Origin of the sequence: Nocardia sp. NBC_00511, assembly GCF_045161165.1 — a bacterium.
In the GTDB taxonomy this organism is placed as follows: Bacteria; Actinomycetota; Actinomycetes; order Mycobacteriales; family Mycobacteriaceae; genus Nocardia.
Genome location: NZ_CP107849.1, coordinates 4,345,709 through 4,362,456, shown reverse-complemented (window position 1 = coordinate 4,362,456; position 16,748 = coordinate 4,345,709). Strand labels below are relative to the sequence as shown.

The window sequence follows — 16,748 nt, the reverse complement described above, 5'->3', positions numbered from 1 at the left end:
TCCGTTACTGCTTGAAGATTGCGATATGGTGGACGAGGAGATGCGGAAGAAATTGTCACTATTCGTCATATGCATGGCACGCGTTTTCAGTGTCAAATAGGCATGAATGGTGTCTGTCGCTCCTGGCTCGTAGAAAGCTGCTGATCAACGCTATGGGTGAGCTGATAGTCGTATCCGTTGGGCACGGCGAGATCTGTTGGCGCACCTCTTCTGAGGCTGCAGCGTTCAGCCGCGGATGCGTCCTCGATGCGTCGTCATTCCGCCCTCAGAATCCGACCTACGTGATATCGAAGTCCGCGGACAGTCGTTCCGTCTTGAAGTCGAAACCCATCAGCCTGAGCTTCATTTCTCCACACTCCTGGTTCGATCAGAAGGCTTCATCTGCGCGGGTATCGGAGCCGCCGCACCCTGGAGCTCCCGCTCTCTTAGGCCCCGCCGTGCGTGTCTCCTGGTGGATAGTCTCGGAGACGCTCATGCCATGACCGCGGTGAGCTTCTTGGGCTGCCATGACGGGCTCGTGTTCAACGTCATCAACCGAGACGGCAAGATCTTCTGCGTCGACGGCCACTCCGGTACCTGGGCAAATTTCGAGGACTTCAGCGGCTTCGAATTCCTCCGCACGAACCGAAGGAGCACCCATGGACGAACCCGCAGCCCGCAGCTTGGCAGCTCGGCACCTCGAAGGTATCTCGTCCCCCGAGCGCCTCCTGATGCTGTTCCCCTCCTCGAAGGACCTCGGCTGGTGCTTCACCTTCGGCTGGAACACCCAGCGCTACCTCGAAACCCGAAACATGTCCGACTCTATGGGCCCGGGCACGGGTCCGATCGTCGTGGTGAAGTCGACTGGTGACATCTGGATGCTCTCCAGCGCAACGTCTTTCGATGAGCAGCTGGCGGCGTATGCACAAAGCCGTGGGATCGACACCACTGTCTGACTTTGTGGTCGGGCGGGTGTGATGATCTTCCCAGGCAGTGCCCTGGAAGAGCTGCTATTCGATGTAGCCTGGACTCTCGCGGCCCGCCGAGCACCGAGTTCGCTCGTTGTTGCTCCCACCCGCATGTCGATGTCGGGTGCGGGGAGAGTCATGGCGTTGATGCGCGGAAGTGTGCGGCAGCTACTGGAGATGGCTGATGCCGGGCTGCTTCCCGATCAGCTGGAGAAGCGGGCGGTCGTCGAGTGGGGGAGCGCGGTCGGAGCTGGTGAAGTTCGATCCTGGCGGAAAAGTCTGTCGGTGTTTTTGAGAGTGGTCGACGAGGCGGGCCTCGGAGATGTGGAGGCACTGCTCGAGCATCGGCTGCCGCACAGTCCCAAACGTGTGGATGTCATTCTGTGCGGGACGGATCCGAACGTCGGCACGGTCACGTACGTATTGGTCGAGCTGAAGCAGTGGTCGGAAGCCGAACTGATCGCCCGGGAGTTGGTGCGGGTGCCGTACTACGACGATCCGGTGCTGCACCCGGTGGCGCAGGTCCGCCAATACTGCCGCTATCTGGTCGATTTCACACCCGCACTTGAACATCGAGTGGTCAGGGGTATTGCCTTTCTACACAACGCGACTGCAGCAGGCGTTGCTTCGCTCGCCGACTATGAACTGGACGAATTTGGGAGGCTGTTCCTGGGGGACGACGACGAGAGACTGCGTGGGTTTCTGACCTCCGTGCTGGACGCCGATGCGGGCAGGGATCGAGCCCGCGCCGCAGCGGACGAGTTCGTCGGATTTCCCCATCGCCCGACCAAGAAGCTACTGGACTCCGCAGCTTACGAGATCCAGAGTCGTGAACAGTTTGTGCTGTTGGATGAGCAGCGAGTGGCGTACGAGACAGTGGCCCTTGCCGTCAACCAAGCATGGGAAGCGGAATGTTCGCGCAGGAAGGGATCGCCTGTGAGCCACCAGAAGACGGTGGTTGTGGTGGTCGGTGGCCCTGGCTCCGGAAAGAGCGTTATCGCGCTCAGCCTTCTCGGGCATCTCGCTCGAAAGAACCTCGCGGTCAATCACGCGACCGGCTCCAGTGCGTTCACAAGGACGATGCAGAGGCTGGTGGGGTCGAGGGAGCGATCGTTGTTCAAGTACTTCAACAACTTCGCCAACTCTCGGCAGTCGGAACTGGATGTGCTCATCTGTGATGAGGCGCATCGGATCCGGACCGTGAGCTCGAACGCCGGCAGTGGCTCGACTTCTCGACCGGGACGTAGAACCCAACTGGACGAGCTGATCAGTGTTGCGGCAGTGCCGGTCCTGTTCCTCGATGACAATCAGGTTGTGCGGCCGTACGAGGTCGGCTCGCTCGCGGCCATCGAAGAGGGGGCCCGTGCGGCGAGATGTGACGTTGACATCGTGCACTTGAAGAGCCAATTTCGTTGTGGCGGATCTGATCTCTTCGAGGATTGGGTCGATCGCCTGCTCGGTGTCGTCGACGATGCTCCGATCGCATGGTCGACATTAGTGGGCGCGAGCGAGGATGACTTCCTGCTTGGGAGCGCGGATACGCCTGCCGCACTGGATGACTGGGTGCGGGAACGGCACCGGCAGGCTGGTGGTCTGGCGCGATTGACGGCCGGATTCTGCTGGGACTGGACCAAGCGGCCGACCGGGCCGCGTGGGAATCGAAGCCTGGTCTCCGACGTCCGGATCGATGAGTGGAGTCGTCCGTGGAATGCTTTTCCTGGTTCGGATGTGTCGGGTGCGCCTGATTCCTACTATTGGGCATTCGAGAACGGTGGGATGGACCAGGTCGGCTGCATCTACACTGCACAGGGCTTCGAATACGACTGGGCTGGTGTGATATTCGGGGACGACTTCGTCCGACGTGGTGATCGGTGGGTGGCACGGCGGGAACACTCCTACGATTCCGAGGTCAAGAAGGCCGACGACGTTCGGTTTCCGGGGTTGATCCGCAATACCTACAAGGTCCTTCTGACCCGTGGTATGCGCGGCGCCTGTGTCTACTCGACGGACGAAGAGACGCGGTCGTTCTTCGAGCGAATGACCGCCTAGATGCGGGAATCCTGCAGTCTCGCTTGACACTCCGGGAAGCTGATCAGTCGGCGGGGTGCTTGTCGAGTAGTGTGACTCTGCGCGGCCCGCCGGGCACCGAAGCGCCGCTTCGTCGCTGCCCCTACCCGCATGGTGTATTTCGCATGCGTCCGTGGGGGTGGCGAGTGGTTCTGGTCCGGGGTAGTGCTGAGTATCTGATGTCGGAGGCGAACGCTGGGCGCCTCACGACGCTTCTCGCGGATCAGGCGCTCTTCAAATGGGGGCATCGTGCAGGGACATCCGAGCAGGGCTCCTGGACCAAGAGTCTGCCGGTGCTGTTGAACGATCTCGTCGATGCGGGGCTCGCGCAGATCGAGGTGCTGATCGAGTACGGCTTGCCGCACAGCCCGAAGCGGGTGGACGCTGTGCTCTGCGGCGTACACCCGGGCACCGGAGCGCCGAGTTATGTTCTGGTGGAACTGAAACAGTGGTCGACGATCGAGAAGGTTGCTGAGGAACTCGTCGAGATCCGCGGGTACGGCAAGAAGACATTGCACCCGGTGGAGCAGGTCCGCCGCTACTGCGAGTACCTGGTGGACTCGACGCCCGCGTTAGCCGATCGCCCCGAGGTCGTGCGTGGCATCGCCTATCTACACAACGCACGTTCTCGTGCCGTCGCAGCGCTCGAGCAGTACCAGCCAACACCATTCGGGAGATTGTTCACGCTGGATAGTCGTGGCCAGATGGTCGACCATCTCAAGGCCTTGCTGGACCCGGCGGGTAGTCGTGAGCATGCGCTCCAAGCTGCCGACGACTTTCTCCACTTCGAGCACGCTCCGACCAAGCCGCTACTCGACTTGGCGGCCAAGGAGATTCAGGAGCGGGAGCAGTTCGTTCTTCTGGACGAACAGTGGATTGCGTACAAGCTCGTCATGCAGGCCGTCGACAGGTCCAGGAGCGGGAACACTCGGACTGTCGTGATCGTGTCCGGCGGACCTGGGTCGGGCAAGAGCGTGATCGCTCTGAGCTTGCTCGGTGCATTGGCACGACAGGGCCGCCGCGTTCACCATGCGACGGGCTCGAGTGCCTTCACCAACACGATGCGGAAGGTTGCTGGCCGCCGAAATCCGCGTGTGAAGGCGTTGTTCAAGTACTTCAACAACTACATGGGTTCGGCGCCGCGCGAGCTGGACGTCTTGGTCTGCGATGAGGCGCACCGTATCCGGGAGACCAGCGCGAACCGGTTTACCAGCGCGGAACTGAGGGCGAAGGGACGCAAGCAGATCGACGAGCTGCTGGACGCGGCGTCGGTACCGGTGTTCTTGCTCGATGAGAAGCAGACCGTGCGTCCAGGTGAGATGGGTTCGCTGGCGGACATCACCGCCGCTGCAGAGGGAGCCGGTTGTCTCGTTGATGTCGTGTCACTCGACGGCCAGTTCCGTTGTGGTGGTTCGGATCTGTTCGACATGTGGGTGGAGCGGTTGTTGGGGTTGGATTCGCTGCAGCCGATCAGCTGGCAGGAGCTGACAGCCGACTCGGATGATCTGTTCCGGGTCGCGAGCGCCGTCTCGCCACAGGCGCTCGAAGCTTGGCTGACCAACCAAAGTGAATCTGGAGGTGGGACAGCACGCATCGCGGCGGGATACTGCTGGCCCTGGAGCGATCCGGAAACCGTCGACGGTGGCAAACGACTGGTCGACGACGTCCGGATCGGGGATTGGCGGCGGCCGTGGAACGCCAAGCCGGACAAAAGGGTGCCTGATGCGCCGGAGTCGTACTACTGGGCATCCGATGAGCGGGGTTTCGGCCAGGTCGGCTGCATCTACACCGCACAAGGTTTCGAATATGACTGGGCGGGAGTCATTTTCGGTCCGGACTTCGTGCGCCGAGGCGACCGCTGGGTAGCGCTGCGCCGCGAATCGGAGGATCCTGCCGTGCGGAAGGCTTCAGACGAGGAGTTCGAAGCGTTGGTCCGCAACACCTACAAGGTCCTCCTCACCCGCGGTATGAGGGGCGTGTGCGTCTACTCGACGGATTCGGAAACCCAAGCGTTCTTGGAGAAGATCACGGCGTGACCTCGCGTCGCAGTTCGGAATGCTTTACGGCCCGTCCTCGCGCGAGTTCGGCGGGATACCGTTGCTCGTTCGCTCGGATCTTCGCTTCCGCCGCCGCAACCAGATCGACCTGAAGTACGTCGGCGAGGCGGAGCAGGTAGATGAAGACGTCGGCCAGCTCCTCCTCCACGCGGGAGCGACCCTGGGGATCGGCGGTGATGGCCGTGCTCTGTTGGGGTGTCAGCCACTGAAAGATCTCCGAGAGTTCCCCGACCTCTCCAGTCAACGCCATCACGAGGTTCTTCGGTGTGTGGAACTGATGCCAGTCCCGTTCGCTCGCAAAATCCGAGATGAGTGCTTGCAGTCTCTCGATGGCCATGCCTATCTGTGTATCAGGTCGAAGGAGGTCTCACCGCGCGGACCGATCGGCTCGTCGCAGGAGGTCGCAGGAGGTCGCGGAGGTCGTCGGGACTCAGTCGGATGGTGTCGGCGCATCCAGAGGCGATCCGACGCCGAATCGCCTCGTGAAGAGCTTTAGGTGGTTCGCTCACCCGGATCTTCTCGATTTCGCCGAGCGGAGCCATGTCGAACCGATCTGGATAGTAGACCCCATCTTCGGCGAGCTCGTTCGGCCCGAACGGTTTATCCGTGCGCTCGACTTCGCCCATTCGCTCGACAACGGCAATCGTTACCGTGACCTGTGCTGGATCCCATCTTGCCGAGGAAGGTCGGGGGACGCCGCAGCCATCCGGGTCGGCCCTACCTACGCAGGTCACCGTCACATCGTCAGCGTCTTCCGAACTGAAAGCCATTGTGCACCAATGGATCTCGGTACCGGATCGAACCCGTCGGTGAGATAATCTGTACCGAGCTCGCTCGGTGCGGTCGCCTTGTGCAGGCGAGGGTGGGACGAAATCGTTTGTGGCTCTGTAGGGATCGCTCAGTCGGTGGATCCGAGGAGCCCAGAGAGTCGTTCCAGCTCTTTCAGGTCCGCTTGTTTGGCTGCATGTCCATGATCGCGGTCGGGTCGAGCCTGGCGAGCCTATAGCGGCTTCCATCATGCCGTACCCATCGGCCCGTGCGGTGCCCTCGCGCGTTCGACATGGTCGAGGTGCCGATAAAGATATCGATCATGATGTACGTGAACGTTTTCACGATCTTGGTCAGCCACTGTTGATCACAACAAGCCGCCGCCTGAAAAATCTGGGTCCAGCACCGCATCGAAAGCGGCTCGGATGCGCGGAATCTCGGCGCTACCGGTGGTAGGCAGGCGCAGTAGGGGAATGCCATACTTGGTGCATATGCTGTTTTTCAGCCTATCGCGTGCTAGCTGGTCCGGATTGTTCTCGTGGTATTCGAACCCGTCGACTTCGATCCCGCAGGTCAATTTTTTGGTGACGCGGTTGAACACGACGAAGTCTATGGAGGCGCGATTGTTGACATATTGCGCCTCTCGCCGACTGAGGTTGTTGAGGTCGGGTAGCAGATTCCTTACGTACATCTGAGGTCTGACCGCCAGCCCGCGGTAATTCGTCTCTCGTAGAACATCTTCCAATACAGTGGCAATGATGTCCTCAGAGGGGAATCTTGACCGCCGCCGGACGCGGGCGGCCAGAGGTCTGAGGCGCTCCGCATAGTCGTCGTACAGAAGGTCGAACACCGAGACGATCGAGCTGTCGAATATCCCACTCGCACAGTTGCGGTAGCCGATGTACCCGATGAGGTTGCGCAGATTACGACTTCGGGGGAGCATGTCGTGGTTTGTCACGAGGACGAACCGCTTCTTCGCCCGGGATACAGCGACATTGACCATCTGGGGGTCGTCAAGAAACTCCAGCCCGTGGCGATCGTGCTCTGCAGCCCTTTCGTCCAGGACGGTCGTCATGACGATTGCCTCTTTCTCTCGTCCCTGGAAGCGGTGGATGGTGTCGGCCTCGATGGCGTCGATCAGCGCGTCGGTCACTTTGCTGACCTGCTTCCGGTACGGCGTGGTGACGCCGATGTCGACCGGCGCGAAATCGGTGCAGTACTGCTGCAGGACTTCATGTTGGATAACGTCGACTTCGCGCTGGTTGGAACGACTTCCAGCGGCGTGCCGGCGCATATGGTTTCCAGGCGTGGTGCGCGCGACAACCATTGGTTGCCAGCCGGGAGTGCTGGTGGTGAAGGGGATCAGCGCATCGTCGTAGAACATGTGGTTACAGAACCCGATGATCTCCGGATCGCAACGGTAGTGTTCGCGAAGCATTGTGCGCGGCAATTCTTGCTCGTATAACGCGATCAGCGACGACAAGATGCTGTGTTGGAGGTAGTCGTAGACCGGCTGCGGTGGGGTCGGACAGTCGTCCTTCTGGACCCCGGGGATGTGGGCAAGTTGCTTCAGATCGCCGACGACCACCAGGCTTCTGCAGCATCCCAGTACCGCTGCGGCCTCGAGTAGATTGACCTGTGAGGCCTCGTCGATGATCAGGTAGTCGACCATGCGTCCGGGGCCAATGCTGCGCTGCAGCGAATGACAGGTGCTGAGCACAACCGGATAGTCGCGGCTGAAGGCACGCCATTTTGCTGGATAGTTGTGGTTGTAGGTGCCAGGCGGATGCGCGAGGTAGCGCTGGCGCAGACTTTCCGTGAGCAATTCCAGTGACAGATCGCGCTGCCGGTCGGCCAGCTGCTCGAATGTGGCTGTGTCCAAGGCATTCTCGAGCCGATGGATCTCGTTCTCGAGGTCCGCCGTTCGCTTGTCGAAGTACAGTCGCTGCAGCTGCAGCACCACCTCGACATCGCCCGGGTCGATCGCACGCATGGAACGGAATTTCATCCAGTGGGTGACTCGGCCGAGCAGGCCGGGCAGCCTGCCAGCAGGCACCAGCTCAGGGTCAGTGGCGGCTATGTAGTCGAGGATCTTTCCCGCACTCCATCGCCATACCGGAAGCAACTCTGGATCGGGCAGGGATTGCCGATCGAAGTGGGCCATGAAATGCTCGCGCTCGAGGACATATGCACGGTGCTCCGATCGCCTTTGTGCGAGTTGACGTTCGGTGGTCTGTTTGCTTCGCAGCCGCCGGTCGAGCACGGCCAGCTCCTTTTGGGAGACCGGTGCACCTTCTGCGCTGTTGACCAGGGCCGTAACGAGTTGATTCCTCGCGGATTGGGAGCTGGTATCGAGAAATGAGCGCCTTTTCTCCGCCCGCCCCAAGCTGGCCACGACGTAGCCGATCCCGACTCCGTCGAGCTTCTCGCGGACGTTCTCGACTGCGGCGTTGTTGGAAGAGACCACCGCGACGGTATTCGACTCATCGAGCAGAATATTGGCGATCAGGTTAAGTATGGTCTGAGTCTTACCGGTGCCGGGCGGCCCGTCTATGGCAGACACCGGAGAACGAAGAGCATGGTCGATCGCTTCACGCTGGCTGAGATTGGTGTGGAACGGATAGATACGTGGCGTAGACGGTTCAGCGTGAGACTCGAGGCGAGCACCGGTGAGATAGCGGTGGAGAGCGCTGTCGGGATGGATGAAGCCGAGCTGCTCAAGTCCCTCCCGGAGCAGGTTGCCTTCCACTGAGAGCAGTGCGGCCACCGTTCGCCAGTAGTTCAGAACCTCAGCTGCGCCGACGGAAGTGGCACCATTGCCTACGACCTCGACTTGGTCGGCACGATATGGTCGGAAGCCGCCGTCCCCCGAGAACAGGTGCCACCAACCCCCGTCCGGGGTATCGAAATGGTAAGCGCCACCTGAGGTGTCGCAGGGCAAGCCATCCACGAGAACTACGTTCTGAGGGTCGGGAGGCAATTGCCGCGGCGGACCTGCGAGGGATACCCGCTCCGAATGATAGCGATATGCGGAGCGCCCGTATGTGATGTGAACCCAGGCTCCGTCAGGTCGAAGCTCGGAGATCTCGGCGGTCTTGTTCTCGACCGATCGTCCGTCCCGGTCCGACACCAATACTGCGGTTCTACGTCCATCTATCACTGGGGTCAGCTCCGTCCCGGTGCCGTGGCCACAGACCAGTCCTCTCGACGGCGGTCGGAACGGCGATGTCCCAATGAGTCGACCTCGTTGCCGAGTGTGGCTCGGGGGCAGCGCATCCGACCAGGACGATGACGATCAGCAGCACGACGATCGCGAGCAGCCAGAGCAACAGCATCCTCCTGCCACGTTTCGAGCGGCGCGGTGGAGCCTCGGGTGGCGGAGCGAGAGGGTAGACCGGGGGGTACGGCGGTGCCGTCGGCCGTGTCGGCATGTGCGGAGGCAAAATCGAGGTTGGTTGGGTCAATGTGGTCGTCGCCGCCCGCGGCGGTGGCTTCGCCGGGGGGCGTGACGGTGTGGGGGGAGGTGGCGACGACGTCGTGGTGGCCGGGTGGTTCTTGTACATCTCGCTCAACTGGGCCTGCCTGCGTGCCGCCTGGTCGGCAGGATTGCGTTGCGGTGCAGTAGGTTTCGCTGCCATCGGTGCATTGCGCGAGGGTTTCGTCGCCGGTGGCCTCGTGGTAGGCGTGGTTCGTGTCGACGATTCGGAGAGCGGTGGCCGACGCGGCGGCATCGGCGGGGGCGAGACCAGCGAGGCGATCTGCTGATCCGTGAGGTTGCGCAGCAGGCCGGTCCGGAGGAGCTCGATCTGGGGGACGTGTGTGCCCTTGTTGTCGTAGATAACCACTGTGCCAGTGATGGCGACCTGCCAGTTTCGAAGCTGGCGCAGGCGGCGGTTGCCCCAGTTATCGCGGTTCCCATAGTCGGCGAAGAGCTTTCGAGCGATTCCGTCATAGGCAACAATCGTGAAATCGCCGATGACATAGTTACCAAGATTGATCAGCGCGACGTCGCGGCCTTGACGTCCGGTCACCAGGGTGGCGAATTGGACTGTTCCGAACACGGTGACTGTCTCGCCTTCGAGGCTGAGCAGCCGATCACGCTCAGTTCCTCCAACAATCTGTCCGGTGACCAGCGCGAACCCGCCGGAATTCGGCGCGGTTGTCATTCCTTCGGAAAGCACCGCATCGACATACTCGTAGTCGGTTCGGCATGCGCGATGAAGACGCTTCGAGGCCTCGGCGACTGCTGGAATTTCCGCCAGCTCCGCGAAGACCGGCGAGTTGTCTGGATCGACGAAGTCGCGTGCGGTGAAGATGAGATTCTCGCCAGTGCCACCGAATTTGTCCCACAGTGCCGGACGCTCGCGGAGCGCATGCAGCGACAGATCGATGACGGCGGCTGCGAACGCGTCTATGCCGGAATCGAATCGGTTGCCGCGTCCAGGGTGCTGATAGTTGCGATGACCTTGTTCGGTGGCCTGCAGACCGGTCCCGTCGAATGTGGAGAGGTACATGCCGTCGTAGTCGATGAGTGTCACCGAAAGATCGTCAGCGACAAGGATATTGCCATGCTGCAGGTCACCGTGTGCGGCGCCCGCTTGGTGCAGCATCGCCACCGATTTGGAAATCGCGGCACGTACCGCTTCGATGGCATCGGGATCGCGCTGGGTGTCTTCGATCCAGTCTTCGATCCAGACTCCCAACATTTCCCCACTGGCCCAAGCCATCCGGACCATCGGGTATGGAGCGCCGTTGACGATGATTCCGTCGTCTTGGTAGAGGACGTCCACCAGGAATCTCAACTGGGGATTAGCGACGATGAAACTGTGGACCAAGTCGTAGCGCTCACGCAGCCGCCGATCACCGTGGCCCTGTTTGTAGAAGCATCGCACCGCGAAGCGCCGCCCGGTGGCGGAGTCCACGGTGAACGTCGCGGCGAAGCCCCCTGAGGCGACTGACGGCATCCCCTGTGCGTTCAAAAGTGTCGTGCCAGTCCGCAATTCCGCGACGTTCGCAAACGCGGAGCGTGGATTCTGCAGCGCAAGTTGATAGTTCAGCAGGGTGGGCAGTCTCATGGCTGCACCATCACGCAGATCGTGGTGTCGTCATTGTCCATGCCGGTTCGACGGGCCTCGGCAACCCATTCGTGGAACTCCTCGTCATCGGGGATCGTGGCCGGATCGATGGTCTTGCCCAGGCTGTGGCGTGTCAAAAGATGTTTTGCGAGAGCGTCGGAGGCCAGCACGAGGTGATCGCCGGACATCAATTCGGCTTCATGTCTCCAGATCGCAGGCATATGGGACCGGTCGCCCGCCAATGTGCTGATCAGGGGTGGGGTGCGCCCGAACTGGGTGGGATCGTCCAAGGGGCCCGCCGTGATCAGCTGCCCGCCACGAAACTGCAGCAGGCAAGCGTCGCCGACAGCGACGGCGCGGTATCTGCTGTGTGCGAATTCGATCCCGACGAATGTCGCCGCACCACCGTGTTGCAGCTTCGCCAGTGCATACCAGGGCAGATTCTCATCATGCACACGCCGCTGCCATTCGGTGCGAAGCTCTTCCAAGACTTCGGGATCGAAGATGTCGACTCCGTCCACTACGTATGCGCAAACCAGGATTTCCGCCCAGACCTCGGCTCGAGCAGACGTCGACGCGCCATCGGCGAGCGCGATCCGCGGTCGAGTGCCCGCAGCAGCGCGATCGTCGTTCTCGTCATCACGTCCCTGCTTGGGTTGAGTTGCCAATCGCACCAAGGGAATCCCCGTCGCCGGATCCGAGACTTGCGTGGGACCTGTCGCGGCTTCGATCACAGCTTGGGCTGGTCGCCGCCGGGTGTCATGTCGTCGGGGTCCACGTCGGGATCGTCGTGGTCAGGAGCAGAATCATCGTCGGTTGCGGCGGGGCTGATGAGATCGGTGAGGCCGGTCGGAGTGACGGCACGAGTGCCGATATCCAGGAAGTCGATCACCATGGTGACGTCCGCGTTGTACAAGAAACCGCGAGATCCGTTGCGTACCGAATATCCCAGAGCCGCAGCTGCTTCCAGCAATGCTGGTGGCAAGATGCTCGATGCCTCGAACAGCCCCTGGGCATTCGGATCGCTCAGCCCCGCCGCGCTCTCGGGAAAGGCCACGGCCTGTCCGCCCAGCGCCGACAGGTGCAAGTTGAAGACGAGTGCCGCACCGTCGTCGGTGGATAACCCCCGGATTCGGTCGGCGGCCTCACGCGGATCGCCATCGGTACTGGCTCCATCGGTCACATTGATCACGATCGGCGGAAAGCTCGCCGGATGTGCCGCACACCACGCCGCGATCACGGGCTCGCTGTATTCCAGTGCGGAAACCATTGGTGTCACGCCATCGGCGACCGGGTCCACCCAGACCGGCATCTGCTGCTGTACCGGCACTACGCCACCGGCACCGTCCGACACGCGTCGGGTCACGGTGTCGACCCGACGTGGATTCTGGGCAAGATCCTTCACTGGCAGCACCGGCTGCTCGGCACTGGCGCCGTGCAGAATCGGGCCGATAGTCGCACCGTATCCGACGACCCCGACCTCGAAATAGTTGTAGATCTTCTCTCCGCCGCGGCTGCATAGCAATACCGCATTGCCCAGTAGATTGTTGACCGCCAGCGCCAATGACTCGGCCTTCGTGCCCTGCCCTTGTCCGGAGGACTCCTCCATCGAGAACGACTGATCGACCAGCAACATCAACAGCGCGGGCTGTTTACGGTTGATCTCCGCCGAATACATATCTCTCCATCCTGTGACCACGACTGTCTGGGGGCGGTCTTCTCCGCCCCGACGAAATGGCCGCCCCGACAACGCTTTCGTCCGTCACATGCAACAAGATCAGAAATCGAACATCACCCCCAATTTGGGCAAATCGAAATCCCCTGCTGCCCTTGTGCTTCCGTCGATTCTAGTTGGCGAGCTCCGACATTCGATGCCGAATCAGAGACCTGCTGTGCCAGATCGCTGGACGCCTGCGAGGTGGCCGTCGAGGAGCATCAGGTGAAGCAGCGGCCTTCCGCTGGGCATGCGATCCGCCCGTGAGGGCTTATCTGCCACGTGCCCGGCACGCCCAGCCGCGTACAAGATGACATCTTCAAGCGGATCGATACCGGTGGAGAACCGTTGAACGCCATGGAGATTCGGCACTGCATGAGCAGCGCGCGCAGCCGGGACCTGCTCAAGCTCTGTGTCGCGACCGAGGCCTTCCAGGTGGCCACCGCGGGCGTGCTGCGGTTCCTCGCCTTCCGCAGCGTGCCCGGTCTGCAACAGTACGAGGCCGACTGGACTCTGGAGAGCTTGCTCGACGCGACCACCGAACTTATCGATGACCCCGATCGGCTCTCCGACGCGCAGATCGAAGGATTGTGCGAGACGAAGTCACTCGGCGGCTCGCAATGCGACGGAGTGAACTCAGCTGTTGTCGCTTCTGCGGAGGGCTTACCGCACCCGAGCGCGGCGGCACAGCTTGTCACGGCTGCGCATCCCGCTGGCTTGAGGTTTTGTACTAGTGCCGCAAGGCCGCCGCTATCCCTTCTTGATTCAGAACGGAGGTTCGCGGTCGTCCACCGATAAGGGTGTGCTCGGTGGACGACACAGCAGGCACTCATCCTCGTACTCGCCATGCTTGCACGCCGATGGCAGCGGAAAGTCGTCTCCATTCCGCGGTCGGCAAAGCCCTTCGGGCGCATGGGTTTTCCACAGCCTGTAAGCGCAGTTGTAGCAGGTTGTGTAGAGGTGCCAACCAGATGTGTCGTCCGTGAGAACTGTCGCGGCTTCCGGAATCAGCAGTCCGCAAACGGTTTTGGCCTGATCGACGGTCGCATGACGCTTGGAGGGCTGGTCGTAGTCCACGTACCGCCCTTCGATCAGCCGGCGCTGGTGCCGCGGCCACTCGACTACGGTCAGCTGATCGGTCTGATGAATTTCCTTGCTGGCTGAAGGCTCGCTAGAGCTCACTGGCACGGCGACAGATGGGTCATAGAGCTCGGTGTGCCACATGTCGCCGTCGAAGGCGCGTTCTAGATAGGCCACCGGCTCCTGGCGCTTGTCCGGTGTGAGTCCTTCAGCCCGCAGCTGGCTCAGCGTTCTGAGCCTCGCCGGTACGTCTCCCCGGGTCCTTACTTTCTCCCAGCTTTGGATCATCGTCCACCCCATGGCAGTCGCTTCCCCAACGCATGTGGGGCACGAATCCAGTATGACGACGCTCCCGCCGGCCCGTAATCGAACTGTGGAAACGCGAGAACTCTGTGATGCCGGTCTGTTTCGGCTGGTATCGCACCCCATGTTGGTCGGACAAGGGTGCAGTCAGGAGCTCATCGTCAGCTCATCAACGACGGGATCGTGCTCCCGGCTACTTCTGCATGAGCTTGCGCAAGTTGTCGAGTCCGACTCTGGCCTCTTCAGAGAATCGGGTGGTTTCGATCGTTGAGGCTTCCGCGAGAACGGGAAATTCGCCGAAATTGTCGAGTTCGCTGAGCATGTACGCTGTGTAATCGATGTCCGGGTCATCTTTTCGTCGCCCGAGTTCGTCTAGTACGGCGAGAAGGCCAATCTGTCCGCCGTGGCGAACGAGTTGCTCCGCAGCATCGACTCGCATGGTGACGATCTTGTCGTCGGTCATGATCTCTTCGAGTCGCCGGCGTGCGGTCGGCGCATCGATGTGCCGACCGAGGTCGGGGATTGCCGCGATTCGAGTCGCGTTGTCCTCGCTCTCGGAGCGTGCGAGAACCGTTGGCAGGCTGGTGTCGGAAGCACCGGTGTCCACTAAGGAATCTCCTCGGGTAGCGCTGGTCGAACATTGTTTCTGTCGGTTCTGGCGAAGATCTCCCCAGTATCCGGCTTGACATACTTTTGAATGTCGACGACGTGAGGCGTATCGACTGTTTCCCCGGTTACCTTGTTGAAGTGTGAATCGCCGGTCAAATCTACGCGCTTCGTCGCTATCCCGTCGCTGTCGTAGTACGAGTAGTTGGTGATGTTGCCGTTGGGATCACGTTTGACGAGGTATCCGTTGGATGGGCCGCCTTTTGTCGGGAGGTTGCCACCGGTCCAAGTGCCGGCATTGTCCAGATCTTGCTTCAACGATGTTCTGGGAACCGTCTTGACGCCGCCGACCTTCTGACGCAGACGATCCAAGAGATCCTTGACCGCCTTTCGTGCTCTGACGAGAGAGTCCTTGGCGGATTGCTTGAGTCCGACGATCTTGGTAGCCTTGGCTGCTTTCCAGGCATGGACGGCATCTTTGATCTTGCCTGCCCATTTCTTCAGAGTCGCAAGGCTTTTGACGGCAGTGATCGCTCCGGCTCCGAAGCTGACCGCCGCCGCGACGATGCTGATACCGGCATCGATTGCCAGCTCCTTCGCGAGGCTCTTCAGCAGACCCTCGATCTCGTCGCGGAGGTCATCGAGGGACTGTTTGTAGTCCTTGCAAGATTGACCAATGTCCTTGCAGGAGGCCAACAATTGGCCGATCGAGGCATCCAGAGACCCGAGGTCCTTGCGCACCTGCGGCGCATCGTCCGCGCCCTGATCGTCGAAAAGGCCTGCGGCGATGGTGATCTTGTCTTTGGCGTTGGTGTTCTGGTAGATCGTGCCGAGCCGATTCCAGGCGTCGGCTGCCTTGGCGAGCTTGTCGGTGTTGCCGTCGGGGACAGGAACACCGATCTCGGAGAGCAAGCCGATGCTCTCGTCGATGATGCCTTTGCCTGTACCGCCCGCTGGTGCGGGAACAGCGAATGGTCCGAAGATCGGTGAGCCAGGGTCGGTTGGCCGTTCTGGCTGAGGCGTCCCCGTGAGCGCCGCATCTGCTCGAGCATGGTTGTAGCCGATGTCGTTGAGCGCGTTGCCGTAGTTCTCCAGCGTCGCGACGACGTCCTGGAACATGCCGACGGCGTCGTAGGCAGAGGCGTTATAGGCTGTCGCCCAAGTCTTTCCGCTCTCGTCGACGCCAGCCATGTTGCTGCAGCCCGACAGCTCGCCGAAGACATAGAGAAAGCTGTCGCGCAACGCGGCTGCCGAATCGAAGCAATTGGTAGCGGCCCGGTAGTAGACCTTCGGATCGACGTCCACGCCTACGCGCCCAGGATTTGCGAGTTCGCGGCCGCAGCCCCGACATGCGCCTGGTGGACGCGCGTCACCGCGTTCTGGAACGCAGTCAGGCCTTCGTGGATGTCGGTCGCTCCGCGAAGCCACTCGGAGTGCGCCTCGGCGTAGGCGGCGGCAGCCGCGCTGTCCCACTTCGCATCGACCTGCTTCTTGCGCTGCTCGATCTCGTCCAACCTGGCGCCAACGAAATCGGCGAACCCCTTGATCCGAATAGCGAGATTGTCCAGCTCCTCGAGATCGACTGAGAATGCGCGGGGCTCGGTCATCGACCACGCGATTCGGTCATGGCAGGTCCAATGAGCTCAAGCCTGCGGCGTACTCCTGATCGACGGCCCGCAGAGACTCTGCGGTGACGCCCAGTTTGGCTGCCAGCTCGAACAGGGCGTCCCAGACCTCGGTCGCTCCGTGCTCGAACTCGCCCCAACCAGTGGAGAAGACATCGGCGTTGTTTCCTCGCCACTTCTCCAGGGCGACTTGGACATCTTTCGCCAGCGACGAGTACCCGTCCCGGCACTGTGAGGCGATGTCGAACGCCAACCGGCCAAGGGCCTTCACTTCATCGGGTTCGATGGACAGTGACGGAGACGCACCAGTCATAGCTACCCCCTCGCAATGCTAGATACCGACGGCAGCATACATGCTGGTCCATGCACATCTGAACGTCATATAGCGGGTCCGCGCCGCAACTGGCAGGCCGTCAATGTCATTGACTGGCTACTTGACCGAGCGACCGGTCCAAACCTCATACGTACTGGTCAGTCCAACATGTTAAGGTCGCTGGGAGTTTGTA

General features: G+C 61.2%; 14 protein-coding genes. 4 read left to right on the top strand and 10 right to left on the bottom strand.

The genetic code is table 11. The annotated features are described in order from the left end of the window. Positions 1–638 precede the first annotated feature (638 nt). From OG300_RS20590 to OG300_RS20580, 3 genes are all read left to right on the top strand, one after another. A complete protein-coding gene (locus tag OG300_RS20590; protein ID WP_405498350.1) occupies positions 639–935 on the top strand; it encodes a YrhB domain-containing protein in 297 nt (98 codons plus the stop codon). A gap of 150 nt (positions 936–1,085) precedes the next feature. After that, complete coding sequence (locus OG300_RS20585) at positions 1,086–2,996, top strand: DNA/RNA helicase domain-containing protein (RefSeq protein ID WP_405498348.1); 1,911 nt, start codon at positions 1,086–1,088, stop codon at positions 2,994–2,996. Positions 2,997–3,307: 311 nt separating this feature from the next. After that, the gene (locus OG300_RS20580; RefSeq protein WP_405498346.1) at positions 3,308–5,050 is read left to right on the top strand and encodes a DNA/RNA helicase domain-containing protein; all 1,743 of its coding nucleotides are present in this window, start codon (positions 3,308–3,310) and stop codon (positions 5,048–5,050) included. On the opposite strand, the gene OG300_RS20575 is transcribed toward OG300_RS20580, so the two are convergent. From OG300_RS20575 to OG300_RS20555, 5 genes are all read right to left on the bottom strand, one after another. Next, positions 5,040–5,408 carry a nucleotide pyrophosphohydrolase gene (locus OG300_RS20575; protein WP_405498344.1) on the bottom strand — a complete coding sequence of 123 codons (369 nt, stop codon included), beginning with the start codon at positions 5,406–5,408 and terminating at the stop codon, positions 5,040–5,042. The genes OG300_RS20580 and OG300_RS20575 overlap by 11 nt on opposite strands. Before the next feature lie 798 nt (positions 5,409–6,206). Continuing rightward, entirely contained in the window at positions 6,207–8,789 is a 2,583-nt protein-coding gene (locus OG300_RS20570; protein ID WP_405498342.1) for an AAA domain-containing protein, read from the bottom strand. A gap of 193 nt (positions 8,790–8,982) precedes the next feature. Then, a complete protein-coding gene (locus OG300_RS20565) occupies positions 8,983–10,914 on the bottom strand; it encodes a hypothetical protein (protein ID WP_405498340.1) in 1,932 nt (643 codons plus the stop codon). Next, positions 10,911–11,648 carry a hypothetical protein gene (locus tag OG300_RS20560; RefSeq protein ID WP_405498338.1) on the bottom strand — a complete coding sequence of 246 codons (738 nt, stop codon included), beginning with the start codon at positions 11,646–11,648 and terminating at the stop codon, positions 10,911–10,913. Before OG300_RS20560 ends, OG300_RS20565 begins: the two co-directional genes overlap by 4 nt. After that, complete coding sequence (locus OG300_RS20555; protein WP_405498336.1) at positions 11,645–12,592, bottom strand: VWA domain-containing protein; 948 nt, start codon at positions 12,590–12,592, stop codon at positions 11,645–11,647. Before OG300_RS20555 ends, OG300_RS20560 begins: the two co-directional genes overlap by 4 nt. Before the next feature lie 318 nt (positions 12,593–12,910). Here OG300_RS20555 and OG300_RS20550 point away from each other — a divergent pair, with 318 nt between their 5' ends. Next, on the top strand, positions 12,911–13,426 hold the full coding sequence (locus OG300_RS20550; protein WP_405498334.1) for a hypothetical protein: 516 nt from the start codon (positions 12,911–12,913) through the stop codon (positions 13,424–13,426). Here the strand turns inward: OG300_RS20550 and OG300_RS20545 are convergent. The 5 genes from OG300_RS20545 to OG300_RS20525 form a co-directional block, all read right to left on the bottom strand. Continuing rightward, entirely contained in the window at positions 13,394–13,885 is a 492-nt protein-coding gene (locus OG300_RS20545; RefSeq protein WP_405498332.1) for a hypothetical protein, read from the bottom strand. The genes OG300_RS20550 and OG300_RS20545 overlap by 33 nt on opposite strands. 319 nt (positions 13,886–14,204) lie before the next feature. Next, positions 14,205–14,618, bottom strand: a complete 414-nt coding sequence (locus tag OG300_RS20540; RefSeq protein ID WP_405498330.1) for a hypothetical protein — start codon at positions 14,616–14,618, stop codon at positions 14,205–14,207. Next, on the bottom strand, positions 14,618–15,922 hold the full coding sequence (locus OG300_RS20535; RefSeq protein ID WP_405498328.1) for a polymorphic toxin type 24 domain-containing protein: 1,305 nt from the start codon (positions 15,920–15,922) through the stop codon (positions 14,618–14,620). Before OG300_RS20535 ends, OG300_RS20540 begins: the two co-directional genes overlap by 1 nt. Positions 15,923–15,924: 2 nt before the next feature. Then, positions 15,925–16,224 carry a WXG100 family type VII secretion target gene (locus tag OG300_RS20530; protein WP_405498326.1) on the bottom strand — a complete coding sequence of 100 codons (300 nt, stop codon included), beginning with the start codon at positions 16,222–16,224 and terminating at the stop codon, positions 15,925–15,927. 16 nt (positions 16,225–16,240) lie between these two features. Further along, positions 16,241–16,555 carry a WXG100 family type VII secretion target gene (locus tag OG300_RS20525; RefSeq protein ID WP_405498324.1) on the bottom strand — a complete coding sequence of 105 codons (315 nt, stop codon included), beginning with the start codon at positions 16,553–16,555 and terminating at the stop codon, positions 16,241–16,243. Positions 16,556–16,748 lie beyond the last annotated feature (193 nt).